Here is a 26714-nt window from a genome sequence, read left to right as displayed (position 1 = left end):
GATGGTGACGCGCAAGGCGCCCGACCCGGCCCAGACCCGGGCGGCGGTGCTGCTCGTCGCCGACTGGCTGCGTGACGAGCACGCCGAAACGCCGCCGCGCGCCGCGATCGCGGAGGCCGTCCGGCTGACGGCGCGCACGCTGGCGGCCGTCGCGCCCGGCGCCAGCGTCGAGGTCCGCGTGCCGCCATTCGTTGCGGTGCAGTGCATTTCGGGCCTCAGTCACACCCGCGGCAATCCGCCCAACGTGGTGGAGACGGACCCGCGCACCTGGCTGCTGTTGGCCACCGGGTTGTTGTCGCTGGACGACGCGGCGGGCGCCATCGAGATGTCCGGGTCACGGGCACGGGAGATCGGCCCGTGGCTGCCGCTGGTCGAGCTGTAGGGCTCACTTGAAGAACGGGTATTCCTGCACCCAGTGAAAGCCCCTGTTGCGCAACGTGAATTGATCGAGGTCGACCTGATCGAGGGCGATCTGCACCGGGCGCCCGTGCAGCGTGCCGGTCAGTTGCAGCTGCTGGGCCGACGGCCGTGACACCTTCAGCTCGGCCAGTGCCGCGCCGCCGGGTTCGGACACCGTGATGGTGTCGGACTTGACCGTGGTGGGGGCGTCGACCAGTTCGCCGTTCATCCGCTGGTACGTCAGCGCGCCGTCCTTCTCGAAAACCACGCGTTGCCAACGGGTTTGATCGGTCGTCAGCGGCGGGACCGGCTTGCCGTCAACGCTGAACTCCCGGACCGCCCAGATGCCGTACAGCTCGGGTTTGGCCATGCCGCCGCCGTAGGCGTGCCACGCCTGCCAGCTCGCGAAGACGCATCCGACCAGTACCCAGAGACCCAGCACGGCCTGCGCGGTGGCGGCTCTGCGATTGGCGCGCTCCGAGCTGAACAGCGGTGGTTGGGTCACCGGCTCCGACGGGCGTTGCAGGACGAACAGGTCCGTCAGCCGGCGCAGCTGCGGGGCGAGCAGTACCAGGCTCATCAGCAGCAGGTGGCCGGACAGGATCTTGACCGGCACGTCGAAGGTCATGTTCAACAGGAACACCTGGGCCATGCTGGCCAGCCCGAGCAGCGTCCCCAGCGTCGCGGTGCGGGGCAGGAACATCAGCAATCCGGCCAGCACCTCGACGGCGCCGAGCGTCATCTCGTACGGAGGCGAGCTGCCCACCTGCAGCCACAGCACCGAGGCCGGACTGAAGTCGCCGAAGGACCGCAGCAGCGCGGACGGCGGGGGTGACGGCATCTGGGTGGGCACCAGTTTGGCGAAACCGTAGAACAGCATCTGCCCGGCGACGCACAAGCGCACGAACGTCAGGAACCACGCCGACAGCCGCGCGTAGTCGGGCCGGTGCCGGTCCAGCACGGTCCACACCGCGGTCCCGACGGCTGCGACGACCGCCAGGCTGAACACCATCACCCACACCACGGTCTGATCGCCACTGCCCGAGTCCTGGTGCAGCACGGCGTCGACGCCGAAGACCTCGCGGCCGACCCACTTCAGCGGCGGGGCCAGCACGGTCATCTGCCACATCACGGCGAGCTTCGGCAGGAACTCGCCCACGATCCCGAAGAAGGCAAAAGTGATCTGCGCGAACAACACACAGAACAGGCCGAAGTACAGAAAGCAGAATCTGAATGCGATCTTCGTCACGCTCGACCATGGCCGGGTCGCGTCGGCGGTGACGGGGTCGAGGACGGGAGGATCAGGGCTCTCTGATAATTGACTGGCCACGAAACCCATATAAACAGCCGGACTGAAGTGGGCTGATGAGACGGTGTGCGGCCGGGCGGGAAGTCGTCCGCGGCGCGGGGGCCGAGTCCGAAACAGGCCCGACGCGTGCGCCTCCGGTGGGCGACGCGCCGACAGACAGAAGATTCGATTCCGTTTCCCGCCCGGCTGGACCGTAGACTCATTCCTGTCACCAACCGCCTCCCCGGGAGCAGCCCTATCGTGACCGAACAGACCGAGAACGAGCCACGCGAGGAATGCGGCGTATTCGGGGTCTGGGCCCCTGGCGAGGACGTGGCGAAGCTCACGTACTACGGCCTTTATGCGCTGCAGCACAGAGGGCAGGAAGCGGCAGGCATCGCCGTCGCTGACGGATCTCAAATCCTGGTGTTCAAGGACCTCGGTCTGGTCAGTCAGGTGTTCGACGAGCAGACCCTGGCCGCCATGCACGGCCACGTCGCCGTCGGACACTGCCGCTACTCCACCACCGGCTCCACGACGTGGGAGAACGCGCAGCCGGTGTTCCGCAACACCGCCGCCGGCACCGGCGTCGCGCTCGGCCACAACGGCAACCTGGTCAACACCGCCGAACTGGCGGCCCGGGCCCGCGAAGACGGCCTGATCAACGCGCGTGGCCATGTCGCCGCCACCACCGACTCCGACATCCTGGGCGCCCTGCTGGCGCACGGCGCCGCCGACTCGAGCCTGGAGCAGTCCGCGCTGGAACTGCTGCCGCAGGTGCGCGGCGCGTTCTGCCTGACCTTCATGGACGAGAACACCCTGTACGCCGCGCGCGACCCGCACGGCGTCCGTCCGTTGTCCCTGGGCCGCTTGGACCGCGGCTGGGTCGTCGCCTCCGAGACCGCCGCACTGGACATCGTCGGCGCGTCGTTCGTCCGCGACATCGAGCCCGGTGAACTGCTGGCCATCGACGCCGACGGCGTGCGCTCCACCCGGTTCGCCAACCCCGAACCGAAGAGCTGCGTCTTCGAGTACGTCTACCTGGCCCGTCCGGACAGCACCATCGCCGGCCGTTCGGTGCATGCCGCGCGTGTCGAAATCGGCCGCCGCCTGGCGGAGGAGAAGCCCGTCGACGCCGACCTGGTCATCGGCGTGCCCGAATCGGGCGTGCCCGCGGCCGTCGGCTACGCGCAGGGCTCGGGTATCCCGTTCGGTCAGGGCCTCATGAAGAACGCCTACGTCGGGCGCACCTTCATCCAGCCGTCGCAGACCATCCGCCAGCTCGGCATCCGGCTCAAGCTCAACCCGCTGAAGGAAGTCATCCGCGGTAAGCGGCTGATCGTCGTCGACGACTCGATCGTCCGCGGCAACACCCAGCGCGCCCTGGTCCGCATGCTGCGTGAGGCCGGCGCCGTCGAGGTGCACGTGCGCATCGCGTCGCCGCCGGTGAAGTGGCCGTGCTTCTACGGCATCGACTTCGCCACCCCCGCCGAGCTGATCGCCAACGCCAAGAGCACCGAGGCGAGCGAGGACGAGATGCTCGAGGCGGTCCGGCACGCGATCGGCGCCGACTCCCTCGGCTACATCAGCCGGCAAGGCATGATCGCTGCCACCGAGCAGCCCGCCTCCCGGCTGTGCGCGGCCTGCTTCGACGGCAACTACCCGATCGAACTGCCAGGTGAAGCTGCCCTCGGCAAGAACGTCGTCGAGCACATGCTGGCGTCGGCGGCCCGCACCGGCCTGCCCCTGACGGCCGACAACGACAACGCCTCAGCCCTGCGCCGTCCCTGACCTGACGCCCGTCAACAGGCGCGACGTGCATCCGCGAGGGTGCGACCGGTAGCCTTGGGGCCGATGACTAGCCAGGATGAGCGAGCTGAATCGATTGGCGCCTCCTACGCTTCGGCGGGGGTTGACATCGAGGCAGGCGATCGCGCCGTCGAATTGTTCAAGCCCCACGCCAAGAAGGCCACCCGCCCCGAGGTACGCGGCGGCCTCGGAGGTTTTGCCGGGCTGTTCGGCCTGAAAGCCGGGTACCGCGAGCCACTGCTGGCTTCGTCGACCGACGGCGTGGGCACCAAGCTCGCCGTGGCGCAGGCCATGGACAAGCACGACACCGTCGGCATCGACCTCGTCGCGATGGTCGTGGACGACCTCGTGGTGTGTGGCGCCGAGCCGCTGTTCCTGCAGGACTACATCGCCGTGGGCCGGACCGTGCCCGAGCGGGTGGCCGAGATCGTCTCGGGCATCGCCGACGGCTGTGTCCAGGCCGGCTGTGCGCTGCTGGGCGGTGAGACCGCCGAGCACCCGGGCCTGATGGAGCCAGACCACTACGACATCTCCGCGACCGGCGTCGGCGTCGTCGAGGCCGACGACCTCCTGGGCCCCGAGAACGTCCGCCCCGGCGACGTGATCATCGCCATGGCCGCCACCGGCCTGCACTCCAACGGCTACTCGCTGGCCCGCAAGGTGCTGCTCGAGATCGACCGCATGAGCCTGTCGGGCCACGTCGAGGAGTTCGGCCGCACGCTCGGTGAAGAGCTGCTGGAGCCGACCCGCATCTACGCCAAGGACTGCCTGGCACTGGCCGCCGAGACCCAGGTGCGCACCTTCTGCCACGTCACCGGTGGTGGACTGGCCGGGAACCTGGAACGCGTCATTCCGCACGGCCTGACCGCCGAGATGGACCGCGGCACCTGGACGCCGGCGCCGGTGTTCCAGATGATCGCCCAGCGCGGCCGCGTGGAGCGTGCCGAAATGGAGAAGACGTTCAACATGGGTGTCGGCATGGTCGCCGTCGTCGCGCCGGAGGACACCGACCGCGCACTGGCGATTCTGACTGCCCGGCACCTGGATTGCTGGACCCTGGGCACCGTCAACAAGGGTGGCAAGAGCAGCGTTCGCGCCGAGTTGGTGGGCCAGCACCCGCGCTTCTGACCTTCAGGTCGTGCGCGGGGGCTGGGCCGGCGGCCTTGGGACTCAGGGCCGCTCGTGGGGTCTAGTGACGCCAGTCGTCTTCGGGAACGGCCCAGCGACCGGCGGGCTCGTCGTCCGAGTCGTCGTCGCCCAGGTCGTCATCGAAGGCACTGGTGCGGTAACCAACGGGGTCGTTCGAGAGCTCTCGTTGCAGCCGACCGAAATCGGTCTGCGGTGAGCTGTACTTAAGGTCTCGAGCAACCTTGGTCTGCTTTGCCTTTGCTCGGCCGCGGCCCATGGGGGACCCCCTCGCGCAATAACGGAGCGGCCCGATGTGCAGGCGGCTCCGATCTGAGTGTGTTTATTGTCCTGCCGTTAGCTTACCGTGCCCGGCGGTCTCATGCTGGCAGGCCACCCTTACGGGGGTCTGGGGGCCGAATCGTCAGCCCTGGTCGAACAGGATGACCTGACGAATGGCCTGCCCGTCGGCCAGCCGATCCATCGCCTCGTTGATCTGATCGAGCCGAATCCGCGCGGAAATGAGCTTCTCCACCGGCAGCTTCCCGTCGCGCCACAGTTGCGCGTACCTGGGGATGTCGCGGGCCGGGACCGACGAGCCCAGATAGCTGCCGACGACCGTCCTGGCCTCGGCGGTGACCGTCAGCGGTGAGATGGCGGCCAGTGCGGCCGCGGCCGGCAGGCCCACCGTGATGGTGTTGCCGCCCGGCAGCGTCGCGCCGAAGGCCGTCTCGAAGGCGCGGGGATGCCCGGCACACTCGATGACGTGCCGGGCCTTGATGCCGAGTTCAGCGGCCTGACCTGCGGTGTAAGTCTCGGTCGCGCCCAGCGCGGCCGCCTGGCCGAGCTTGTCCGCGGCGGTGTCGACCGCGATGACCCGCGCGACCTGCAGCGCCCGCGCGGTGATGACGGCCGCCATGCCGACGCCGCCGAGACCGACCACCATCAGGCTGTCGGTCGGCGCGGGCCTGGCGACATTGAGGACCGCACCACCGCCGGTCAGCACGGCGCAGCCGAGCATCGCGGCGACGTCGGGCGGGACATCGGATCCGACGGGCACGACGGAGGCCCGGTCGACGACGGCGTGGGTGGCGAAACCGGAGACGCCGAGGTGGTGGTGCACGGGCCGGCCGGCCGCGCTCAGACGGCGGCCGGCCAACAGCGTGCCGGCGGCGTTCGCCGCGGATCCGGTCGGGCACGGCAGGCGGCCGCCTTCGGCGCAGTCGGGGCACTCGCCGCAGCGGGGCAGGAACGACATCACGACGCGCTGCCCGGGGCGGATGTCGCCGACGGCGTCACCGACGCCGGCGACGACACCGGCGGCCTCGTGCCCCAGCAGCATCGGCAGCGGGCGGGGCCGGTTGCCGTCGACGACGCTGAGGTCCGAGTGGCATACGCCGGCCGCCTCGATCCGGACCAGCAGCTCGGTCGGGCCGGGATCCGCCAGCTCCACCTCGCCGACGGTGATCGGCCGTGACTGCGCGTACGGCCGCGGCCGCCCGGACTCCTCGAGGACTGCACCGGTGATCTTCATCGCCGGGCCAATGCCGCGAAGGCGTCGTCGGTGCGGTCGAGGGCGTCGTCGATGTCCGCTGCCGTGTGGGCCGCGCTGAGGAACCAGTTGTGGTACGGGTGCAGGTAGACGCCGCGGGCACCGGCCTCGTCGCACCACAGCCGGGTCTGGCTGAAGTCGTCGTCACCAGCGAACCGCAGCAGTGGCATCTGCACCGGCCCCGTCTGCACGACCTCGAAGCCGTGCGCGCGGGCCTGGGCCGCCAGCCCGTCGCGCAGGCGCTGACCCGAGTCGGACATGCGCTGCATCGCGTCGGTGTCGCGCAGTTCCCGGATGGTCGCCAGCGCGGCCGCCATCGACACCGCGGAGTACCAGAACGACCCCGTGGCGTAGATGCTGCCGGCCGCTTCTCTCATCGCGTCGGTGCCCGTCACCGCCGCCAGCGCGTAACCGTTGGCGATGGCCTTGGACCACGCCGAAAGATCGGGACGCACGCCCAGCGGCTCCCAGCTACCGGCGAGGTCCAGCCGGAAGCCGCAGCGGACGTCGTCGAGAATCAGCGCCGCGCCGGTGCGGTCGCACAGTTCGCGTAACCCCTTGGCGAACAACGGATCGGCCAGTTCCTGATCGCGGTACACGTCGTGCCGGAACGGGCAGACGATGACGGCGGCAGGATCGCCGCCGGCGCGGTCGACAGCGGCGCGAAGGGAATCGAGGTCGTTGTACTCGAAGTAGTCGAGATGCGCCCGGTCCTCACGCGTCACCCCTGCCGTCACGGGGGTGCACCACGGCACCGCACCGTGATACGCCCCGTGAGCGATGAGCACCTTGCGCCGCCCGGTGGCCGCGCGCGCGATCGTCACACACGCGGTGGTGGCGTCGGTGCCGTTCTTGGCCAGCATCGCCCAGTCGGCGTGGGCCACGGTGTCGACGAGCAGTTCGGCCAGTTCCACCATCACCGGAGCCGCGCCGTTGAGGCAGTCGCCCTTGGCGATCTGCTCCGAAACCGCTTGTTGTACAGCGGGATTGCGATGGCCGAGCACCACGGGGCCCCAGCCGCACATGAAATCCAGGTACGTGTTGCCGTCGGTGTCCGTGATGCGGCAGCCCTCGCCGGTGGCCATGTACTGCGGCAGCGTGGCCGAGAACGACCGCACGTTCATGTGTCCGTACATGCCGCCGGGGACGACGAGCCGGGCCCGTTTGGTCAGGGCCGTGTCGTTGTGGTCGATCATCGCAACAGCTCCCGGGCCACCGCCGCGACACCGGGTGCGTCCAGCCGGTACTTGGCATACAGCGCCGCCGGGGGACCGACGGGGATGTACTCGTCGGGCACACCGTGTTTGGCGAACGGCACGGTGGGCGCGCAGTTCAGGAACAGCGCTTCGGCGACCGCCGACCCCAGACCGTTGGTGACGTTGTGTTCCTCGACGGTGAGGATGGCGCCGGTCTCGTGCGCGGCGGCGAGTACCTCGTCGATGTCGAGCGGCGCCACGGTGTGCATGTCGACGACGCGGGTCCTGATGCCTTCGTCCGCCAGGATCGCCGCGGCCTCCAGGGCCGGGTGGACCTCGCTGCCGGTGGCGATGATGGTCAGGTCGTGGCCGTCGCGCAGCCGGATGGCCTTGCCGAAGGTGAGCTCGGGCACCGTCGGGTAGACCTCGGGGTCACGGCCGCGGCCCAGCCGGATGTACATCGCGCCCGGGTGGTCGACGGACGCCCGCAGGATCGCGCGCAGGTGGTTGGCGTCGGTCGCGCAGACGACGGTCAGTTCGGCGAAAGTGCGCAGTACGCCAAGGTCTTCCAGCGCGTGGTGGCTGGTGCCGTAGAACCCCATCGACATGCCGGAGTGGTGTCCGACGATCCGCACGGGCATCCGCGGGTACGCGCAGTCGGTGCGGATCTGCTCGGCGCACAGCAGTGCCGAGAACGACGCGAACGTCGCGGCGAACGGCACGTAGCCGCACGACGCCATACCGGCCGCGGACGTGATCATGCCCTTCTCGGCGATGCCCATGTTGAAGAACCGGTTCGGGTGGCGCGCCGAGAAATCGGTGGCCCGGTTGGCGCTCGCCAGATCGGCCGTCAGCACGACGACGCGCGGATCGTGGTCGGCCAGGTCGGCCAGTTCCTCACCGAACACGAACGCGGGAATCGAACTGACGTCGCTGCCGTCGAACGAGCGCTTGTCGCGCAGTTCGGTGGCGCCGCCGCCGAAAATCTCTGCCTGGTCCTGGGTTTCGGTCATTTCGCTGCCTCCAGCGGACGCAGGCCGGCCTGCAGTTCCGCGATCACGTCGTCGTAGTCGGCGCCGACGAGGTTGCCGACGTGCCAATCGGGGTTGTATTCCATGAGCTGCACGCCGCGGCCCTTGACCGTGTCGGCAACGATGAGTTGTGGTGGGCCGTCGGGTTTGTCGGGCAGGGTGCCGAACAAATCCAGCAGCGCGGCGGGGTCATGCCCGTCGACGCGGTGGGTCTGCCAGCCGAAGGCGGCGAAGCGGTCTTCGATGGGCTCGACGCTCATCACGTCATCGGTGAAGCCGTCGATGCACAACTGGTTACGGTCGACGATCGCGACCAGCTTTCCGAGGCGGTAGTGCCCGGCGGCGTTGGCGGCCTCCCAGATCTGGCCCTCGTGCAACTCGCCGTCGCCCAACATGCAGAAGGTGCGGTACGGGCGGTCGCCGACCCGTCCGGCGAAGGCCATGCCGACGGAGATGGAGAGGCCGTGGCCGAGCGAGCCCGAACTGAAATCGATGCCCGGGATCTTCTTCATGTCCGGGTGATCGCCGAACGGGCTGCCCAGGCGCGTGTAGTCGTCGAGCGCCGACGGCGGGAAGAAGCCGACATCGGCCAGCACCGGGTACAGGCCGATGGCGGCGTGGCCCTTGCTCAGGACGAACCGGCCACGGTCGGCCCATTTCGGTTCTGCCGGGCGGTATTTCAGGACCGAGTAGTACAGGGCCGCGAACAGCTCGGCGGCCGAGAAGGACGACGTGTAGTGGCCGGCGCCGGCGATCCGGGACAGTCGCACGGTCTCGAGCCGGATGAACTTCGCCCGGTCGACGAGTTGCTCCAGTGCCGCCGCCCGGTCGGGCGTTCCCGTTGGTGGAATCATCTGCTGCTCCCTTGCAGTGGGTGGTGCCGACCGGGGTGTGCCAAAGGCGATGTGGCGCAACGGGTATGGCGCTGATCGCAGTTCCGGCTGTGGTCGGCCTCACGCTATGGTGGGAGATCTTTCGAGGCTGGACGGGTACAACCGAATTTCGTTCGGAAACTCCGGCGAACAAGACTCTTTTTTCGGCTGCGGCCCGTATTGTCCGAGATGCGCCGAAGGATGTGCTGCCCGAACTCGGGCGCGGACGCCGCGGCTTCAGGCTGTGGCACGAGGAGGTTCAGATGCAGCGGTATGAGGACGACCGGGTCGGAGAGGTCAAGACCGACGAGATCGACGAGTTGTTGCTCTGGGAGCTGACCACCAACGGCCGGCGCACCAACAATGAGTTGGCCCGCAAGGCGGGGATCGCGCCGTCGACCTGCCATGCGCGGATCAAGCGGCTCGAGCAGCTCGGTGTCATCCGGTCGATCAACGCGTTCGTGGACTACGAGGCGCTCGGATTCCCGGTGCAGGCAATCGTTTTCGTGCGGCTGCCCGCGTCTGCGCGCGATCAGGTGAAGAGCTACGCCAGTCGGGTGATCCGGTTTCCCCAGGTGCTCAACGTGTTTCACATGGGCGGGCCGGACGACTTCCTGATCCATGTGGCGTGCACGTCGACCAGTCAGCTGCGCGACTTCGTCGCGACCAAGCTCAGTTCCGGCCCCGTCGCGGCCACGACGACCAGCATCATGTTCGACCACTACATCGGCGTCCAGCACATGGAATACGTCAGCGGTTACGACGAGATGCGTCGGCCGATCCGGTAAATACCGAAGAAATTTCGGCGGGCACCAGGTCCGGCCGGGCTTGTTTCGAAGAACATCGAAACTTCCGGACCACCTGGCGCACGATGTTCGGAATCCTCCCGGGGCCCGAAATGTGGTCTGCATCATAGGCAGCGTCTTGCCGCCACGGCCCGCCCCGAGAGGAATTCGACGATGACCGCAGCAATGGAACTGCTCGCCAAGCACCGGATGTCGATCGGTGGTCAGGCGCGCGACAGCGCCTCCGGTGAGGTCATCGAGATCCGCGACAAGTTCGACGGCCACCTCATCGGCACCGTGCCCGCCGGCACCGTCGCCGACGCGCAGGACGCCCTCGACGCAGCCGTGGCCGGTGCCGAAACCTGGTCGGCAACACCGGCGTTCCGTCGAGCCGCCATCCTCAGGACCGCCGCGGCACAGATCCGCGCCGACCGCGCCCAACTGAGCGCGATGCTGTCGGCGGAGAACGGCAAGACCATCGCCGATGCCAGGGCGGAGATCGACACCACCGCCCGCATCTTCGACGGCTTCGCCGAGGAGTCCCTGCGGCTGTTCGGGCAGACCATCCCCCTCGACATCCAGGACGGGCTGCAATCGGACCTCATGCTCACAGTGCGGGAGCCGCTCGGCGTCATGGTCGGCATCGTCCCGTTCAACTTCCCCGCCGAGCTGTACGCGCACAAGGTGGGGGCCGCGCTCGCCGCGGGCAACGCCATGATCGTCAAGCCGCCGGAGGACGACCCGATCGTCACCGTCATGCTCACCGAGATCCTGCACCGGGCCGGAGTGCCCGGCGCCGCACTGCAATTGGTCACCGGCTATGGCCACATCGTCGGCGCGCACCTGGCCGGCAGCCCCGACATCGCGGCGGTCACGTTCACCGGCAGCACCGCGGTAGGAGCCGTCATCGCCGCCGCCGCGGGCCGCAACGTCGTGCGCGTCTTCCTCGAACTCAGCGGCAACGACGCCTTCATCGTCTGCGACGATGCCGACCTGGACACGGCCGTCGACCATGCCGTCGCGGGGCGCACCTACGCCAACGGACAGGTGTGCGTGGCCACCAAACGCATCATGGTCGTCCGGTCCCGCTACCAGGAGTTCGTGGACCGCCTGCGTGAGCGGGTCGCGGCGCTGCGGGTCGGCGATCAGCGCTGCGAAACCACCGATGTCGGTCCGCTCATCAGCGTCGAGGCAGCGCGGACCGTCGAACGGCAGATCCACGAAGCCGTCGAGCAGGGCGCGCGCGTGCTGGTCGGTGGCACCCGGCGCGGCGCCTTCATCGACCCCACGCTGCTGGAGATCGACACCCGCGTCGGCATCGCCACCGACGAAGAAATCTTCGGGCCGGTGTTCTCGGTGCTCGCCGTCGACGACCTCGACGAGGCCATCGAACTCGCCAACGCCTCCCAATTCGGCCTGGGTGCTGCGGTTTTCACCAACGACGTCACACAGGCCATCCGCGCCGGCCGGCGCATCAAGGCCGGCATCGTCTCGGTCAACGGCGGCAACACCTACCGGCCCGACGTGGCCGCGTTCGGCGGTTACAAGAAGAGCGGCCTGGGGCGTGAAGGGGTCGCCTACACGCTCGACGAATTCACCCAGGTCAAGAGCATCGTGCTGCGGGGCGTGCTCGCCGGCTGACCCCGCCCGATCGCCCCGCCGTTCCTGGGTTCCCGGAATTCACCCCGACAGCGTCGTCAGAAAGCCGAAAATCAATGATCAACACTCCACCATCCGACCCCGCGACCACGCTGGAAGCAGCGCCCGGGACATACACCATGCTGCAGCGCGGGCTGGGCGTCGGCTCCATCGTGTTCATGGTCGTCGCCGCGGCGGCCCCGCTGGCCGTCGTCACCGCCAGCGTCCCGATCATCATCTCGGTGAGCGGCAGCGCCGCCGCGCCGCAGTTCTTCCTGATCGCGATGGTGATCCTGGCCCTGTTCTCGGTCGGCTTCACCTCGATGAGCAAGTACGTGCCCAATGCCGGCGCGTTCTACTCGTACATCCAGCGCGGCCTGGGACGGCACGTCGGGGTGGGCGCAGCGGCACTCGCGCTGGGGTCCTACGGGGTGATGCTCATCGGGCTGTACACGTACCTCGGCGTGGCCACGTCGAAGCTGTTGACCGCGGTGCACATCGGAATTCCCTGGTGTGCCAGTGCGATTGGCTGGGTCTGCCTGGTCGGGGTGCTGGGCTACCGCGACATCGAGCTGAGCTCCAAGGTGCTGGGCGTACTGCTGATCGCCGAGACGCTGGCCGTCGTGCTCGTCGACATCGGTGTCATCTGTGCAGGCGGAGCCGGCTGGTCCGGCGGCGAGGGTGGCCTGAGCCTGGTACCGCTGTCACCGTCCGAATTCGCCACCGGCGCACCGAGTCTCGGGCTGATGTTCGCGTTCTTCTGCTTCATCGGATTCGAGGCCACCGCGGTGTTCCGCAACGAGGCCAAAGACCCCGACCGCACCATTCCGCGGGCGACCTACTCCGCCGTGGTCTTCATCGGACTGTTCTACGCGCTGGCGGCATGGGCGGTTGTCGAGGGCCTGGGTGTGGATCGGGCCGTCGATGCCGCCAAGGCCGAGCCCGAGAACGTCGTGCAGAATCTGGCGAGCACCTACATCTCACCGATCCTCACCGACGTCATCCAGGTGCTGCTGGTGACCAGTTTCTTCGCCTGCGTGCTGTCGTTCCACAACGTCATCACCCGCTACCAGTTCACGTTGGCGACCAAGGGGCTGCTGCCCGCGTCGCTCGCCGAGATCGACGAGCGGCACCGCACGCCGTCCCGATCGTCGCTGGTGTTCACGGTGATCTCGCTGGCCGCCATGGTGGCCGTCGCGGTGATCGGCTGGCACCCGATAACGCAGACCTACATGTGGTTCTCGGGCGCATCCACGCTGGGCCTCATCGCCCTCATGGCAATGACGAGCCTGGCCGTCATCGTCTTCTTCCGGACACAGGAGCACGGTGCGAGCGTGTGGCACACCGTGATCGCCCCCGGCCTGTCGTTCCTCGGCCTCACCGCGATCCTGCTGCTGGTGATCAAGAACTTCTCGCTCCTGGTCGGCAGCACCGCCACTGCGGTGGTGCTCGGTGGGCTCATCGCCGCGATCTTCGCCGCGGGCGTGGCCGTCGCCGAGCGGGTTCGGCGCCGTCGTCCCGACCAGTACCTGGCGCTGGTGCAGGACGACTAGTTCCGGGCGCCGCCGCGCAACCGGTCCACCGCGGCCCGGCCCGCGCCGGCAGAGGTATCGGCCTCCGGCAGCGAGTCCGCGTCGATCGCGGCGGGCACCTGGGCGTCACCGCCGGTGGCCAGCTCGGTGTCGGCGGGCACGCCGCGCTTGAGCAGCGCCAGCGCGATGGGGCCGAGGTCCACATGCTCGGCGACGGTCCCGACGCGGCCGATCGCCCGGCCGCCGGCGAGTACCGGATCACCCGTCGCGGGGCGGTCGTCGCCGCCGTCCAGATGCAGCAGGACCAGCATGCGGGGCGGCTTGCCCAGGTTGTGGACCCGCGCGACCGTCTCCTGGCCGCGGTAGCAACCCTTGTCCAGATGTACGGCGCCGACGCCCGGGCCGCCGATCCAGCCGACCTCGTGCGGGATGGTGCGTTCATCGGTGTCTACGCCCAGCCGCGGCCGCAGCGCCGCTACGCGCAGGGCCTCGTAGGCCCACAGCCCGGCGGGCCGGACACCCGCGTCGAGCAGCCGCTGTCGCCATGCCGCGGCGTCGGCCCGCGGGACCACCAGCTCGATCTCCTCGGGGCCCACCCGGCGCACGAAACCGCCCTGGGGCAGCGGCGCCGCGGTCCCGGCGGCGTCCGGGGTCGGCAGGTCCAGCTGGTTGACGGCGGGCCCGAGCAGCGACAGCACCGCGAGGTCGGCGGGCTTCACCTCGACCTTCGACCAGAACACCATCTTGCGCAGGAAGTCGGCGAGCGGTTGCCCGCGCCACGACTCGGTGTCCAGCGTGGTGACGCCGCCGAGTTCGGTCTGCAGCCAGTGGTCCTCGACCCGGCCCTGGCCGTCCAGACTCAGGTTCTGGACGACGGACCCCTCCGGAAGGGCGCTGACGTGCTGGCTCGAGATGGTGTGCAGCCAGCTCTGGCGATCGTCGCCGGTGAGCTCGATGGTCGCGCGGTGGCCGCGGTCGACGACGACGGCCTCGGTGGCGGCGGCACGCTGCTCCCCGAGCGGGTCGCCATAGTGCCAGACGGCGCCGGCGTCGGGTCCGGATTCGGGGGCGGGAACTGCGCTCATGCTTCGAGCGTAGTTGGCGTCCCGACTAGCCTTCTGGCCGTGACCACCCCGCCGCCCATCGTCGTCGCCGTCGACGGCTGCCGGGCCACGGTCCGCGCCGACGATCCCGTGTTCTCCCGCGGCGACGGGGTTTTCGAGACGGCACTCGTGCGTTCGGGGGCCGTCTGTCTGTTGGACGAGCACCTGGCGCGGTTGACGGCGTCGGCGGCGCTGGCGGGCCTGCCGTGTCCGGACGCCGGCCGATGGCGGGCGGCGGTGACGGCCGCGGTGGGCCAGTGGCCCGACGGGGAGGCCGTGCTGCGGCTGGTGCTCGGTCGCGGCGTCGACGGTGTGGTGGCCTTCGTGATGGTCTCGGCCGTGCCGGAGCGCGTCGCCACGGCCCGCCGGGACGGCGTCGCGGCGGTGACATTGGTGCGGCCGCATTGGCCGCTGGCCGCCGCGAAATCGTTGTCCTATGCGGCGAACGTGGCCGCGCTGCGGCACGCCGAACGGGCCGGCGCCGGCGACGCCGTGTTCGTCGACGCGACGGGCACGGTGCTCGAAGGGCCGCGCTCGGCCGTCGTGCTGGCGGTTCGTGGCGCGGCCGGGGAAGCCGTTCTGGTGACGCCCGATGCGTCGTCGATCCTGCCGTCGACCACGCAGCGCGCGCTGTTCGCGGCCGCCGCGGCGCAGGGCATCGAGTGCGTGTACCGACGGGTGACGGTACCGGATTTGATTGCCGCGCAAGGTGTTTGGCTGCTTTCGGCGATCACGCTGGCGGCGCGGGTGCATACGTTGGATGGGCGGACGCTGGCGGCTTCGCCCTTCGAAGCCTTGATCAGCGGGTTGATCGACCGGCAGATCTGAGCCCGAGAAAAATCGGTTGTCGGGTCTTCGACCTGGGAGTACGGTCGCACGTACACAGGGAAGGAGGTGGTCCGACAAATTGATTGATTCTTTGAGGACATGTGAGGTGGCTGCCCGCTAGTAGCGCCGGGTAATTCCCGAGCGCACTCGCGAATTCCCGCAGCCACCCGGCCCCCGAGCCTCCCGGTCTTGTCCAACCAGGAACCTTGGCTCGGGGGCTGCCTCATGTCCGGGGTAGGTCAGCCGGCCGGCGGAGGCGTCGGCGCGAGCGAGTTGCACGCCTGCGTCGCGGACTTCCAAGTGTTCTCGTCGACCCCGGGAGGAGCCGGCGGGGTGCCGTGCTCGCCACTGGGCGGGGGACCCTGATGGCCCTCGTGCTTGCCCGGAGCGCCCGGCGGCGGGCCCTGCGGCGGCGCGGGAACGCCGTGCTCGGTCAGGCACTGCGCGAAGGCGTCACCACCGGGTGGCGTGCCCGGAGCTTCCGAGCCGGACACCGGTGCCGCGCTGCTGGACGAGGCTGCCGACGACGCCGTGCTCGAGCTGCTCGGCGCCGAGTCGCTGCTCGACGAACACCCGACCACACCGCCGACCAGCGCGGCCGCAGTCGCACTGAAGACGGCGAGACGAATAGCGGAAGGAACCACGTTTCCCCCAATCTGGTTGCGAATTGCTGACCAGGCAGACGCTAGAGAGCGCCGATGGGGGAGTGATATCGAGAATCTAGGCGTCACCTGTGAAGTGGCGGCGCCGAGACCGACGAAACCCGACGCGAAGCCGAAGCAGCGTCAGCCGACGAAGCGCGACAGGCGCGCGGAGAGGTGCGGGGTCAGGCCGCCGTCGGCGTCCACGCGCTCCTCGACGTAGGCCAGGTCGCCGTTCTCGATGATGCCGTAGAGCCGCTTCGCGCCGCCGACGAGCATGCCGGACTTGCTACGGGCCAGGGCGTCGGTCGCCAGTTCCCAGGAGGCCTGGTTCAGCGGGGTGCCGTAGAACAGCTCGACGTAGCCGGCCGAATGCGCCAGCAGCAGCTCGATGGCCTGGGACTCGTCCTGCCCGTGGGGATCGTTCGGGTCGTTCACGAACCGCCAGTAGCCGGTCTCGCGCAGGCCCGGGCCGGCGTATTCGCCGTTCTCGTCGAGCCGCCAGGAGCGGGCATCCCAGTTGAGGTAGTCGCCGCCGTTGTGCGACACGATGATCTGCTGGCCGAAGCGGTAGTCACCGGCGGAATCGCGGCCTTCGCCCTCACCGCGCCAGACACCGACGAGCGGCAGCAGGGCCAGCAGGGCGTCGTTGAAGTCCGCGCCCTCACGGAGGTTGGCGGTATCCGCGGGCAGTGGCAGGTCGTCGAACCCGGGTACGTTGCGCGCGGCCGTGGCCTTGGCGCGATCGGCCGCCGCGGCGATGGCGCGGTCGCCGGAACCGGCCAGCGCGCCGAGCTCGCCCAAGCCGTCAGGGGCTGAATCGCTCCTCGCGTGCGCGGGGTCCTGGTCGGACGTCACGACTCGTCGGTGATCAGGCGGTACAACGCGTAGAGCGCAAACCAGGTGATGGCCAGCGAGGCCACGACCAGCAGGATCTCGAAGAAAAGCACCACGGACAGACAGGTTACTCGGGATGCCGGTGTGACGTGCGCCGCACCGGCCCCTCAGATGCGACGAGCGGCCGCATCTGTACGTCCAGACACGGAGTGTCGGGGTACAAACACGGCCGCTCGCGGCAGTAAGAACTAACTCAGGTCACGCGACCTTGACGTCGACCTCGTGGATGCCGGCACCGGTCGGCGCCACCACGGCGTCGCCGTTGCCGACCTTGGACAGCGCACGCAGCGTCCAGGTGCCGGGCGCGGCGAAGAAGCGGAAGTCACCGGTGGCCGACGCGACGACCTCGGCGGTGAACTCGTCGGTGCTGTCCAGCAGGCGCACGAATGCCCCGCCGACAGGCTGGCCCGAGCCGTCGACGACGCGGCCGGTGATGACCGTTTCCTTCTCCAGATCAACGCTGGCCGGCAGCGTCAGGCCTTGCTTGGGTGCAGAGCACATATCAATTTCCCAACTCGATCGGGGCACCCACCAGGGAGCCGTATTCGGTCCAACTGCCGTCGTAGTTCTTTACATTCCGATGGCCGAGCAACTCCTGCAGCACGAACCAGGTGTGCGACGAACGCTCACCGATGCGGCAGTAGGCGATGGTCTCCTTCTCGCCGTCGAGGCCGGCGTCGGCGTAGATCTTCGCCAGCTCCTCGTCGGACTTGAAGGTGCCGTCGTCGTTGGCGGCCCGGCTCCACGGCACGTTGATGGCGCTCGGCACGTGGCCGGGGCGCTGGCTCTGCTCCTGCGGCAGGTGCGCGGGAGCCAGAATCTTGCCGGAGAACTCGTCGGGCGAACGCACGTCGACCAGGTTCTTGGTGTTGATCGCGGCGATCACCTCGTCGCGGAACGCGCGGATGCTGTTGTCAATGGGCTTGGCCTCGTACGAGGTCGCCGGGCGGACGGTGGCGTCCTTGACCAGCGGGCGGTCGTCGAGCTCCCAGCGCTTGCGGCCGCCGTCGAGCAGCTTGACGTCGTTGTGGCCGTACAACTTGAAGTACCAGTAGGCGTAAGCCGCGAACCAGTTGTTGTTGCCGCCGTACAGGACGACGGTGTCGTCGTTGCTGATGCCCTTGTCGGACAACAGCTTCGAGAACTGCTGCTGGTCGACGAAGTCACGCTTGACCGAGTCCTGCAGATCATCGCGCCAGTCCAGCTTGACGGCGCCGGGGATGTGCCCCTCGTCGTCGTAGGCGCTGGTGTTCTCGTCGACCTCGACGAACACCACGCCGGCGGTGTCGAGGTTGTTCTCGGCCCATTCGGTCGAGACCAGGACGTCGGAACGTGCCATGTACGAATTCCTTTCGGTTGCTTATGAGCTCTAGCGGGTCAGGTGGCGGGGACGCCCGTGCGGCGCAGTCGCGCCACCAGGGGGTAAATCTGGCAACCGAGGCAGATGCCGAAGGCAGCGTTCAGGAAGGCGGCGATCAACGCGAACGCGGTGGCACCGAGTCCCAGGGCGGTGATACCCGTCGCGAAGCCGACGAATCCCGCGATGGCGAACAGCAGGCCCACGAGTTGGGCGAACTTCAGCGGTGCGACCGGTTCCTTCTCCGACACCGGCGCCAGCCGCGGCGCGATGAAGGTGGCGAAGATCCGGCCATAGGGGTGCTTGCGCGGGCCGCCGATCGCGCCGATCGCGAACACCACGGCCTGCACGCCGAGGATCACGGCCGCGGCGATCGGGCTGACAGCCGACACCAGCAGCGCAGCGATCAGCACCGCGGTGGTGACCCAGGCTGCGAAGCGGGGTCCACGCACGTCGACCTGCGGGGTTTCGATGGAATTGTCTGACATGGGAAAGCTCCTGTTGTTTGTGATCGTGGACTGGCCACAGAAGGGCTGCTCGGAGCGCAACACGAAATGACGGCGCGGCTACTCAGCAGCTACAACAACAACAGCAACAACCCGCAACGCGGCACAGATCTACTGCGCGACGCTTGGTGAGCAGGAGCTCGCGGGGGGCCAACACGGCAGACAGCTTACCCAAAGACGGGGTGGTCAGGCCAACAGCGGTAGCAGGGCCTCGCGCAGATCAGCGGATTTCGGGACGCCCGCGGTGCGGTACCGCTGCTGCCCCGCGGCGTCGAAGATGAACGTCGTCGGCAGCGAGAGCACCGACAGTCGTCGGGCCGCAACGGGATTGGCGTCCAGATCGAGCTCGACATGCGCGACCCCGAGGTCATCACAGACCTGGTCGACGACGCGGCGCACGGCCGCACAGGGTCCGCACCACGTTGCGCTGAAATGCACGACGGTCGGGCCGGTGGTCGACAGGCCGAGGTCGGCGTTGTCGTTTTCGGCCGACGTCTCGGCCGGCACGACTTCCTTCATCAGGCCGGCGCGCAGCGTCAGCAGACGCCCGATGATGTACGCGATCCCGAGCGCGGCGACCAGGACCGTCAGCACCACGACTGTGGAGTTCATGATTGTCTGAACCTATCCAGGGGCACGGTTACTCCCGTGGCGATGCCTTCGATGATGACGTCGGAGCCGCGCGCCCCCTCGCTGGTCGGCGTGAGCCCGAACGGCAGCTTCATCCCCGGCATCGTGGTGGAGAAGGCCCGCAGGACCGCGGCCTTCTTGTCGTCGGGCACCTTTTCTTCCGCCGTGCCCGGACCGGTGAGCACATCGGTCGCCGTGAACACCAGGTTCGTGTGGTCGGCGCCGGTGATGGACAGGTCCACCGAGACGCTGACGCGCTTGTTCAGGCCGGCGGCGGCCGGGGTCCCGGTGAACACGAGGCCGTGGTTCTCGGAGATACCGGATTCGGTGGTGCCGCCGGTGGCGTCGTTGGAATCGTTGGTCGGGGCTTCCACCAACAGGTCCTTGATACCCATGAAGCGGCCGACATGGGTCGAGTCGACGATGATGCGGCTTTCCAGCTTGGCCGCGGTCAACTTGGCGTCGGGTCCGATCAGCCAGGACTTGGGCGTCGCGACCATGTCGTACAGCGTGGCCTCGATGGACGCCTTCCCCACGACGGGGTGCGCGACGGCGGCGGCCTTGACCTCGACCTGCTGGTAGCGGCCCCGCGCCGCCTGGGTCGCGAAGGGGAAACCGAGGATGGACACCCACGGATCGAAGTGCAGGTGGGCCGCGGTCCGGACGCTGCGGGACATTCGGTATTCGGCGAAGATCGCGAAGCCGAAATCGGTGCCGACGACCGCGAGGATCAGCACGACCGCTGGGATCAGCAGCCGGGTCAGCACCTTACGCATCCGGACATTCTGGCGTACGGCCAGCCACGCAGTGTTGCGACCGGCCGTTCCAAGCCGCTAAATCGCAGGTGGCAAGCTATCGTTAGATGATCTTGGCCGGTAACGGCCATGTGTCAGCCATGATTCTCCGGAGTTGAATCGGATTGAACTGCGACAGCGTCGTCGCGGGGGCGGGTCCGGTGCGGCCCCGGACGTACTGGAGGACCCGTTGGATCTTCTGCTACTGACCGTCGACCCGCACCCGGAGTCTGTGCTCCCGGCGCTGGCGCTACTGCCGCACAGTGTGCGGCCGGCACCCACCGAGGTGTCGTCGTTGCTGGAAGCCGGCAACGCCGATGTGGCGATCGTCGACGCGCGCACTGATCTCGCGGCCGCCCGCGGACTCTGTCGTCTGCTGGGCAGCACCGGAGCGTCGGTACTCGTGGTGGCCGTGGTCAACGAAGGCGGCCTGGTGGCCGTCAACGTCGAGTGGGGTATCGACGAAATCCTGCTGCCCGGCACCGGCCCGGCCGAGATCGACGCCCGGCTGCGTCTGCTCGTGGGACGCCGTAACGGCGTCGCCGACCAGCAGAGCGCCGGCAAGATCACGCTCGGTGAACTCGTCATCGACGAGGGCACCTACACCGCGCGGCTGCGTGGCAAGCCGCTGGACCTGACCTACAAGGAATTCGAGCTGCTGAAGTACCTGGCCCAGCACGCCGGCCGGGTCTTCACCCGCGCCCAGCTGCTCCAGGAGGTGTGGGGCTACGACTTCTTCGGCGGCACCCGCACCGTCGACGTGCATGTCCGGCGCCTGCGCGCCAAGCTCGGCCCCGACTACGAATCGCTGATCGGCACCGTCCGCAACGTCGGTTACAAGGCCGTGCGGCCCGCGCGCGGCCGCGCCAACGGCGCCCCCGAATCGGTCGACGACATCGACGACGAGGACGACGGCGACTCCGGTGACGTCGAGAACGGCGCCCGCCAGACCCAGCCCGTGCAGTGACAGAACTGACCTGGCACACCGCACTGAGTGCTGCCGACCAGACGGCCATCCGTGAACTCGTCGCGGCGGCGACCGCCGCCGACGGCGTGGCCCCGGTCGGGGACCAGGTGCTGCGCGAACTCCCGCTGGACCGCACCCGGCACCTGCTGGCGCATGACTCCGGTGCGCTGGTCGGCTATCTGAATCTCGCGCCGGACATGGCCGAGGCCGTCGTCGCCGTCGGCGCCCGGGGCCGGGGGATCGGCAGCGACCTGATCCGCACCGGCCTGGCCGCCGGTGGTCCGGCCACCCGAATCTGGGCGCACGGCAACCTCGATGCCGCACGGGCCACCGCCGCGGCACTCGGCCTGACCGCGGTGCGCGAACTCTGGCAGATGCGCCGCTCGTTGTCCGATCTGCCTGCGCTGACCGATGTCCCGGGCGTTCGGCTGACCACGTATCCCGGGCCCGAAGTCGACGACGAACTGCTGCGCGTCAACAACGCGGCCTTTCACTGGCACCCCGAGCAGGGCGGCTGGACGCAGGCCGAGGTGGACGAGCGCCGGGGTGAGTCCTGGTTCGATCCGGCCGGGTTGTTCCTGGCGTACGACGCCGACGATCTGACCGGGGAACGGTTGCTCGGCTTCCACTGGACGAAGATTCACCCGGGCTCGGGCCTGGGCGAGGTGTACGTCGTCGGGGTGGGCCCGGACGCGCAGGGCCGCGGCCTCGGGGCGTTGCTGACGCTGGCCGGTCTGCACCACCTGGCCGACCGGCTGGGGCCGGACGGGACCGTACTGCTGTATGTCGAGGCAGACAACACCGCGGCGGTGAAAACCTACCGACGTCTGGGGTTCGAGCTGTACAGCGCCGATGTCGCCTACGCGGCGGCTCCGACCGTTAGCTGAAACGGCGAGTTGGCTGAAAAGTCCCTGACCGTGTTCACCCGGTGTTCATTCGGCATCAGTGATTCGTCCATTACGGCCGCATACGTTGCGCGGGAGTCGGAAGCCGACCCTTGAAAGCCGACCATCGGCCGACACCGAAAGTAGGACCCGTGAAGTTCACCAGCATCGGTAAAGCATTCGTCGTCACCGCAGCGGCTGCGTCGCTTGCCGTCGGCATGACCGCGTGTGGCAATGACAACACGTCCGGCACCGCGTCGTCGACGTCCGGTTCGTCCGCCGAGTGCGGCGGCAAGAACGCGCTGACCGCCGAGGGCTCGACCGCGCAGCAGAACGCGATCGCCGAGTTCAACAAGGCTTGGGGCCAGGTTTGCTCGGGCAAGAACCTGTCCTACAACGGCACCGGCTCGGGCGCCGGCCGCCAGCAGTTCATCGCCAAGCAGGTCGACTTCGCCGGCTCGGACTCGGCGCTGGCCAAGGAGCAGATCGAGAAGGCCGCCGAGCGTTGCGGTGGCAACCCGGCATGGAACCTGCCGCTGGTCTTCGGCCCCGTCGCCCTGGCCTACCACCTCGAAGGTGTGAGCAAGCTCGTCGTCAACGCCGATGTGCTGGCCAAGATCTTCCAGGGTGAGATCAAGAAGTGGAACGACCCGGCCATCGCCGCGCTGAACGCCGGCACCAGCCTGCCGGACGCCGACATCAAGCCCGTCTACCGCTCGGACTCGTCGGGCACCACCGACAACTTCCAGAAGTACCTGTCCGCCGCGGCTCCGGAGAGCTGGAAGAAGGGCGCCGGCAGCGAGTTCCAGGGCGGCGCCGGTGAGGGCGCGCAGAAGTCGGCCGGCGTCGTGCAGGCCGTCCAGGCCACCCCGGGCGCCATCGGCTACGTCGAGAAGAGCCCGGCCGCGGCCGCCGGCCTGCCGTTCGCGCAGATCGACACCGGTTCGGGCGCAGTCGAACTGACCGACGACAACGCCAAGAAGGCCATTGCCTCCGCCAAGTTCGCCAAGGACGGCAACGATCTGGCCCTCGACCTGAAGTCGCTGTACTCGACCAAGGAAGCCGGCGCGTACCCGCTGGTGCTGGCCACCTACGAGATCGTCTGCTCGAAGGGCTACGACGCCGACACCGCGGCCGCGGTGAAGTCGTTCCTGAAGGTGGCCGCCAACCAGGGGCAGGCCAACCTGTCGAAGGCGGGCTACATCCCGCTGCCCGACGCCTTCAAGACGCGTCTGCTGCAGTCGGTCGACGCAATCGCTTAAGCAGTGCTGGCGCTCCGGTTCCATCGCAGTAAGGATGGAACCGGAGCCCACGACCGTTAGGTTCCTGACAGGATGACAGTGACAACACCGAATCCAGCCGACGCGGGGTCGGGGGAGGCGCTTGCCGCACCCTTCCCCGAGCCGACGCCGGTGTCTCTCGACCCGCTGAAGGGCTCGAAAGTTCGCCTGGGCGACCGGATTTTCCGCCTGCTCGCCGAGGGTTCCGGCGTACTGATCGTCGCCCTCATCGCGGCCATCGGTGTGTTCCTACTGTGGCGCGCCATCCCGGCGCTGGCCCGCAACAAAGAGAACTTCTTCACCTTCGGTGGCAACTGGGTCACCACCGACACCTCGGCGATGCACTTCGGCATCCTCGATCTGCTGCAGGTCACCGTCTTCGTGTCGGTGTTCGCGCTGCTGATCGCGATGCCGGTGGCGCTGGGTATCGCGATCTTCCAGACGCAGTACGCACCGCGCCGGCTAGCCGGACCGCTGGCGTATGTGGTGGACCTGCTCGCGGCGGTGCCGTCGATCGTCTACGGCGTGTGGGGCCTCTACGTGCTGGCACCCGTGCTCAAGCCGTTTGCGTTGTGGCTCAACAAGAATCTCGACTGGCTGTTCCTGTTCAAGACCGGAAACGCCTCGGTCGCCGGCGGCGGCACCATCTTCACCGCTGGCATCGTGCTCGCGGTGATGATCCTGCCGATCATCACCGCTGTCACCCGTGAGGTCTTCATCCAGACGCCGCGCGGCCAGATCGAAGCCGCGCTGGCGCTGGGCGCCACCCGCTGGGAGGTCGTGCGCACCACCGTGCTGCCGTTCGGCCTCTCGGGCTACATCAGCGGCGCCATGCTCGGCCTCGGCCGCGCGCTCGGTGAGACCATCGCGCTGCTGATCATCCTGCGCGGTACGCAGACCCAGTTCAGCTGGACCCTGTTCGACGGCGGCTACACGTTCGCCAGCAAGATCGCGGCCACCGCAAGCGAATTCAACGACCAGTACAAAGCAGGCGCCTACATTGCCGCCGGCCTGGTGCTGTTCATCCTGACGTTCGTGGTGAACTCCGCGGCGCGCGCGGTCGTGGCCGGAAGGACGGCGAAATGAACGCAAAGATGGCGGCGATGCTGGAGCGGCCCGTCAAGCACCAGTCGTTCGAAGGGGTGGGCCTGCGCCGCAAGGTGACCGACAAGGTCGCGACGGTGCTCGTGAGCCTGTCACTGCTCGTGGCGCTGATCCCGCTGGTGTGGGTGCTGTATTCCGTTGTCACCAAGGGCTACAAGGCCCTCACGGCGTCGGAATGGTTCACCAACTCGCAGTCCGGCATGACGGCGTTCGTCGAGGGCGGCGGCGCGTACCACGCCATCGTCGGCACCGTGCTGCAGGCGCTGGTGTGCGCCGTCATCTCGATCCCGATCGGCGTGATGGTGGCGGTGTACCTCGTGGAGTACGGGGGCGGCACCAAGCTGGGCAAGGTCACCACGTTCATGGTCGACATCCTCACCGGTGTCCCGTCGATCGTCGCCGCGCTGTTCGTCTACGCGCTGTGGGTCGCGACCCTGGGCTTCCAGCGCACGGGCTTCGCGGTGTCGCTGTCTCTGGTGCTGCTGATGATCCCGGTCATCGTGCGGTCCACCGAGGAGATGCTGCGCATCGTGCCGATGGACCTGCGTGAGGCCAGCTACGCACTGGGTATCCCGAAGTGGAAAACCATTGTGCGCATTGTCATCCCGACTGCACTGTCGGGCATCGTCACGGGCGTCATGCTGTCGCTGGCCCGCGTCATGGGTGAGACGGCCCCGCTGCTGGTCCTGGTGGGCTACGCACAGGCCATGAACTTCGACATGTTCGGCGGCTTCATGGGTTCGCTGCCGGGCATGATGTACGACCAGATCGGCGCCGGTGCCGGCGCCAACGAGGTCCCCACCGACCGGATGTGGGGAGCGGCACTGACCCTGGTGCTGCTGATCGCGCTGCTGAACGTGGCGGCGCGGTTGGGCGCCAAGTTCTTTGCCCCGAAGAAAGTTTGAGCAGGAGTACCGTCAATGGCCAAGCGTCTGGATCTCAAAGATCTCAACATCTACTACGGCTCGTTCCACGCCGTGCAGAGCGTCAGCCTGTCGGTGGAGCCGCGCAGCGTGACGGCGTTCATCGGGCCGTCGGGCTGCGGTAAGTCGACGGTGCTGCGCACCCTCAACCGCATGCACGAGGTCATCCCCGGCGCCCGCGCCACCGGATCGGTGCTGCTCGACGGTGACGACATCTACGCCCCCGGCGTGGACCCCGTCGGCGTGCGCAAGACCATCGGCATGGTGTTCCAGCGCCCGAACCCGTTCCCCACCATGTCCATTCGCGACAACGTGGTGGCCGGGCTGAAGCTGCAGGGCGTGCGCAACAAGAAGACGCTCGACGAGGTCGCCGAGCGGTCGCTCAAGGGCGCCAACCTGTGGAACGAGGTCAAGGACCGCCTCGACAAGCCCGGTGGTGGTCTCTCCGGTGGTCAGCAGCAGCGTCTGTGCATCGCCCGCGCCATCGCGGTGCAGCCCGACGTGCTCCTGATGGACGAGCCGTGCTCGGCGCTGGACCCGATCTCGACGCTCGCCATCGAGGACCTGATCGCAGAACTGAAGCAGGACTTCACAATTGTGATCGTCACGCACAACATGCAGCAGGCAGCGCGTGTCAGCGACCAGACCGCGTTCTTCAATCTCGAGGCCACCGGCAAGCCCGGCCAGCTGATCGAGATCGACGACACCGAGAAGATCTTCTCCAACCCGTCCAAGAAAGCCACCGAGGACTACATCTCCGGCCGCTTCGGTTAGGTCGCCCGCGGATATGCGCGGGGGTTCGCGGTCACTTTCTCTCGCGAGCAGACGTAAAACTGTCGTTTTTGGTTGAAACTTGACAGTTTTGCGTCTGTTCGCGCAGGAACTCATGCCGCGCGATCAAAGTGACGTCTGATTCTTGTGCACAGCTCGACCGGGTATTGCCTGATGTCGTCGACGACAGCCGGAACGCTGGTCCAGCTCATTTCCTGTAGCCGTGCCGTCTTGATGCGATCATGTTTGACCGCAGCGGGATTCGAGTGCCATTCCATACTGTCGTACTCAGCTGCCACGCGGTATTCGGGCCAGGCGAAATCGAGTCGCCATAGTTGACCGTGGAGATCGCGTACCTCGTACTGCAATTCGGGAGTCGGAAGCTGCCATTCGATGAAGACCAACCGCATCTCGGATTCCATTGGAGACTCGGCTCGCGCGTCAGCCAGTGGCAGCAGCTCCCGGACATTGACCACGCCGCGACGGCCACGTTGTTCCTCAAGGGCCTGCAGCAGTTCCGCCCTGCTGCAGGTGCCGCTGCGGAGAGCGGCATCCAATACCGCCAGCACCCGCGGACGTTTCAGTGTCCGGGCGACTTCTATCGCTGTCCATGCGGGCGCGGTGGCGAGTCGGCCGTCAAGTTTCTTGAGCGGCGCGCCAATTCGCTGGTGCACGATGAGGTCGAGCGAAGTCCGTATGCGCACGCCCGGGTCGAGGATGTGGGTGGGCTAAGTCCCCTGGGGTGGTGGGAATTCGGGGACGGGGCTGAGGTGGGCGGAGATGTTCAGGCCGTGTCGGTGCC

At 68.1% G+C, this 26714-nt stretch carries 28 protein-coding genes and 1 pseudogene; 13 read left to right on the top strand and 16 right to left on the bottom strand.

The window, feature by feature from the left end; translation table 11 throughout:
* Position 1: 1 nt before the first annotated feature.
* Complete coding sequence (locus tag ACJH7A_RS18240) at positions 2-382, top strand: sterol carrier family protein (RefSeq protein ID WP_406775819.1); 381 nt, start codon at positions 2-4, stop codon at positions 380-382.
* Between the two features lie 3 nt (positions 383-385).
* Here the strand turns inward: ACJH7A_RS18240 and ACJH7A_RS18235 are convergent, their stop codons facing one another.
* The gene (locus tag ACJH7A_RS18235; protein WP_406775818.1) at positions 386-1738 is read right to left on the bottom strand and encodes a DoxX family protein; all 1353 of its coding nucleotides are present in this window, start codon (positions 1736-1738) and stop codon (positions 386-388) included.
* 207 nt (positions 1739-1945) lie between these two features.
* Here ACJH7A_RS18235 and purF point away from each other — a divergent pair, with 207 nt between their 5' ends.
* Positions 1946-3478, top strand: coding sequence for an amidophosphoribosyltransferase (gene purF, locus ACJH7A_RS18230; protein ID WP_406775827.1), 1533 nt, complete (start codon positions 1946-1948; stop codon positions 3476-3478).
* Between the two features lie 63 nt (positions 3479-3541).
* A complete protein-coding gene (gene purM, locus ACJH7A_RS18225) occupies positions 3542-4624 on the top strand; it encodes a phosphoribosylformylglycinamidine cyclo-ligase (RefSeq protein ID WP_406775817.1) in 1083 nt (360 codons plus the stop codon).
* A gap of 61 nt (positions 4625-4685) precedes the next feature.
* On the opposite strand, the gene ACJH7A_RS18220 is transcribed toward purM, so the two are convergent.
* The 5 genes from ACJH7A_RS18220 to ACJH7A_RS18200 form a co-directional block, all read right to left on the bottom strand.
* Positions 4686-4901 carry a DUF3073 domain-containing protein gene (locus tag ACJH7A_RS18220; RefSeq protein ID WP_318987077.1) on the bottom strand — a complete coding sequence of 72 codons (216 nt, stop codon included), beginning with the start codon at positions 4899-4901 and terminating at the stop codon, positions 4686-4688.
* Between the two features lie 144 nt (positions 4902-5045).
* A complete protein-coding gene (locus ACJH7A_RS18215; RefSeq protein ID WP_406802490.1) occupies positions 5046-6155 on the bottom strand; it encodes an alcohol dehydrogenase catalytic domain-containing protein in 1110 nt (369 codons plus the stop codon).
* Positions 6152-7369: an aminotransferase class III-fold pyridoxal phosphate-dependent enzyme gene (locus tag ACJH7A_RS18210; RefSeq protein WP_406802489.1), complete on the bottom strand. Its 1218-nt coding sequence runs from the start codon at positions 7367-7369 to the stop codon at positions 6152-6154. Before ACJH7A_RS18210 ends, ACJH7A_RS18215 begins: the two co-directional genes overlap by 4 nt.
* Positions 7366-8382, bottom strand: coding sequence for a transketolase family protein (locus ACJH7A_RS18205; protein ID WP_406802487.1), 1017 nt, complete (start codon positions 8380-8382; stop codon positions 7366-7368). Before ACJH7A_RS18205 ends, ACJH7A_RS18210 begins: the two co-directional genes overlap by 4 nt.
* The gene (locus tag ACJH7A_RS18200; RefSeq protein WP_406802486.1) at positions 8379-9254 is read right to left on the bottom strand and encodes a transketolase; all 876 of its coding nucleotides are present in this window, start codon (positions 9252-9254) and stop codon (positions 8379-8381) included. The genes ACJH7A_RS18205 and ACJH7A_RS18200 overlap by 4 nt, the downstream gene beginning before the upstream one ends.
* Before the next feature lie 65 nt (positions 9255-9319).
* On the opposite strand from ACJH7A_RS18200, the gene ACJH7A_RS18195 reads away from it, so the two are divergent.
* The 3 genes from ACJH7A_RS18195 (at position 9320) to ACJH7A_RS18185 (ending at position 13248) form a co-directional block, all read left to right on the top strand.
* Positions 9320-10060 (top strand): Lrp/AsnC family transcriptional regulator, encoded by a 741-nt coding sequence (locus ACJH7A_RS18195; protein WP_244872685.1) that lies wholly within the window; start codon positions 9320-9322, stop codon positions 10058-10060.
* A gap of 171 nt (positions 10061-10231) precedes the next feature.
* Entirely contained in the window at positions 10232-11698 is a 1467-nt protein-coding gene (locus ACJH7A_RS18190; protein ID WP_406802485.1) for an aldehyde dehydrogenase family protein, read from the top strand.
* Between the two features lie 74 nt (positions 11699-11772).
* Entirely contained in the window at positions 11773-13248 is a 1476-nt protein-coding gene (locus ACJH7A_RS18185; RefSeq protein ID WP_406802484.1) for an APC family permease, read from the top strand.
* On the opposite strand, the gene ACJH7A_RS18180 is transcribed toward ACJH7A_RS18185, so the two are convergent.
* Positions 13245-14312 (bottom strand): YgfZ/GcvT domain-containing protein, encoded by a 1068-nt coding sequence (locus tag ACJH7A_RS18180; protein ID WP_406802483.1) that lies wholly within the window; start codon positions 14310-14312, stop codon positions 13245-13247. The genes ACJH7A_RS18185 and ACJH7A_RS18180 overlap by 4 nt on opposite strands.
* A 39-nt stretch (positions 14313-14351) precedes the next feature.
* Here ACJH7A_RS18180 and ACJH7A_RS18175 point away from each other — a divergent pair, with 39 nt between their 5' ends.
* Positions 14352-15158 carry an aminodeoxychorismate lyase gene (locus ACJH7A_RS18175; protein WP_406802482.1) on the top strand — a complete coding sequence of 269 codons (807 nt, stop codon included), beginning with the start codon at positions 14352-14354 and terminating at the stop codon, positions 15156-15158.
* 239 nt (positions 15159-15397) lie between these two features.
* On the opposite strand, the gene ACJH7A_RS18170 is transcribed toward ACJH7A_RS18175, so the two are convergent.
* The 8 genes from ACJH7A_RS18170 to lmeA all read right to left on the bottom strand — a co-directional run bounded on the left by ACJH7A_RS18170 (position 15398) and on the right by lmeA (position 19965).
* Positions 15398-15802 (bottom strand): hypothetical protein, encoded by a 405-nt coding sequence (locus tag ACJH7A_RS18170; protein WP_244872684.1) that lies wholly within the window; start codon positions 15800-15802, stop codon positions 15398-15400.
* A gap of 141 nt (positions 15803-15943) precedes the next feature.
* A complete protein-coding gene (locus ACJH7A_RS18165; protein ID WP_212814988.1) occupies positions 15944-16603 on the bottom strand; it encodes an FABP family protein in 660 nt (219 codons plus the stop codon).
* 291 nt (positions 16604-16894) lie between these two features.
* Entirely contained in the window at positions 16895-17197 is a 303-nt protein-coding gene (locus tag ACJH7A_RS18160; protein WP_020098804.1) for a DUF1416 domain-containing protein, read from the bottom strand.
* 1 nt (position 17198) lies between these two features.
* Positions 17199-18035: a sulfurtransferase gene (locus ACJH7A_RS18155; protein ID WP_061001504.1), complete on the bottom strand. Its 837-nt coding sequence runs from the start codon at positions 18033-18035 to the stop codon at positions 17199-17201.
* 38 nt (positions 18036-18073) lie between these two features.
* Positions 18074-18541 (bottom strand): DUF4395 domain-containing protein, encoded by a 468-nt coding sequence (locus ACJH7A_RS18150; protein WP_212813441.1) that lies wholly within the window; start codon positions 18539-18541, stop codon positions 18074-18076.
* 82 nt (positions 18542-18623) lie between these two features.
* On the bottom strand, positions 18624-18716 hold the full coding sequence (locus ACJH7A_RS18145; protein WP_350224456.1) for an Ms5788A family Cys-rich leader peptide: 93 nt from the start codon (positions 18714-18716) through the stop codon (positions 18624-18626).
* A 29-nt stretch (positions 18717-18745) separates the two neighbouring features.
* Positions 18746-19171, bottom strand: coding sequence for a thioredoxin family protein (locus ACJH7A_RS18140; protein ID WP_318987067.1), 426 nt, complete (start codon positions 19169-19171; stop codon positions 18746-18748).
* Positions 19168-19965 carry a mannan chain length control protein LmeA gene (gene lmeA, locus ACJH7A_RS18135; RefSeq protein WP_406802481.1) on the bottom strand — a complete coding sequence of 266 codons (798 nt, stop codon included), beginning with the start codon at positions 19963-19965 and terminating at the stop codon, positions 19168-19170. The genes ACJH7A_RS18140 and lmeA overlap by 4 nt, the downstream gene beginning before the upstream one ends.
* Before the next feature lie 208 nt (positions 19966-20173).
* Here lmeA and ACJH7A_RS18130 point away from each other — a divergent pair, with 208 nt between their 5' ends.
* The 6 genes from ACJH7A_RS18130 to pstB all read left to right on the top strand — a co-directional run bounded on the left by ACJH7A_RS18130 (position 20174) and on the right by pstB (position 25915).
* On the top strand, positions 20174-20950 hold the full coding sequence (locus ACJH7A_RS18130) for a winged-helix domain-containing protein (protein ID WP_406802480.1): 777 nt from the start codon (positions 20174-20176) through the stop codon (positions 20948-20950).
* Complete coding sequence (gene mshD / locus ACJH7A_RS18125; RefSeq protein ID WP_406775813.1) at positions 20947-21837, top strand: mycothiol synthase; 891 nt, start codon at positions 20947-20949, stop codon at positions 21835-21837. Before ACJH7A_RS18130 ends, mshD begins: the two co-directional genes overlap by 4 nt.
* Positions 21838-21986: 149 nt before the next feature.
* Positions 21987-23096, top strand: a complete 1110-nt coding sequence (gene pstS / locus ACJH7A_RS18120; RefSeq protein WP_406775812.1) for a phosphate ABC transporter substrate-binding protein PstS — start codon at positions 21987-21989, stop codon at positions 23094-23096.
* A 72-nt stretch (positions 23097-23168) separates the two neighbouring features.
* Positions 23169-24200 carry a phosphate ABC transporter permease subunit PstC gene (gene pstC, locus ACJH7A_RS18115; RefSeq protein WP_036427561.1) on the top strand — a complete coding sequence of 344 codons (1032 nt, stop codon included), beginning with the start codon at positions 23169-23171 and terminating at the stop codon, positions 24198-24200.
* 8 nt (positions 24201-24208) lie between these two features.
* Positions 24209-25123 carry a phosphate ABC transporter permease PstA gene (gene pstA / locus ACJH7A_RS18110; RefSeq protein WP_318987087.1) on the top strand — a complete coding sequence of 305 codons (915 nt, stop codon included), beginning with the start codon at positions 24209-24211 and terminating at the stop codon, positions 25121-25123.
* Between the two features lie 15 nt (positions 25124-25138).
* Complete coding sequence (pstB, locus tag ACJH7A_RS18105) at positions 25139-25915, top strand: phosphate ABC transporter ATP-binding protein PstB (RefSeq protein ID WP_020098814.1); 777 nt, start codon at positions 25139-25141, stop codon at positions 25913-25915.
* Between the two features lie 110 nt (positions 25916-26025).
* On the opposite strand, the pseudogene ACJH7A_RS18100 reads toward pstB, so the two are convergent.
* Positions 26026-26634, bottom strand: a pseudogene (locus ACJH7A_RS18100) (hypothetical protein); the annotation flags it as partial.
* Positions 26635-26714: the final 80 nt, after the last annotated feature.

Origin of the sequence: Mycobacterium sp. SMC-17 (genome assembly GCF_045310915.1) — a bacterium.
Classification (GTDB): Bacteria; Actinomycetota; Actinomycetes; order Mycobacteriales; family Mycobacteriaceae; genus Mycobacterium.
The sequence above is the reverse complement of the archived record's forward strand: the minus strand, read 5'-3'. Positions and strand labels throughout refer to the sequence as shown.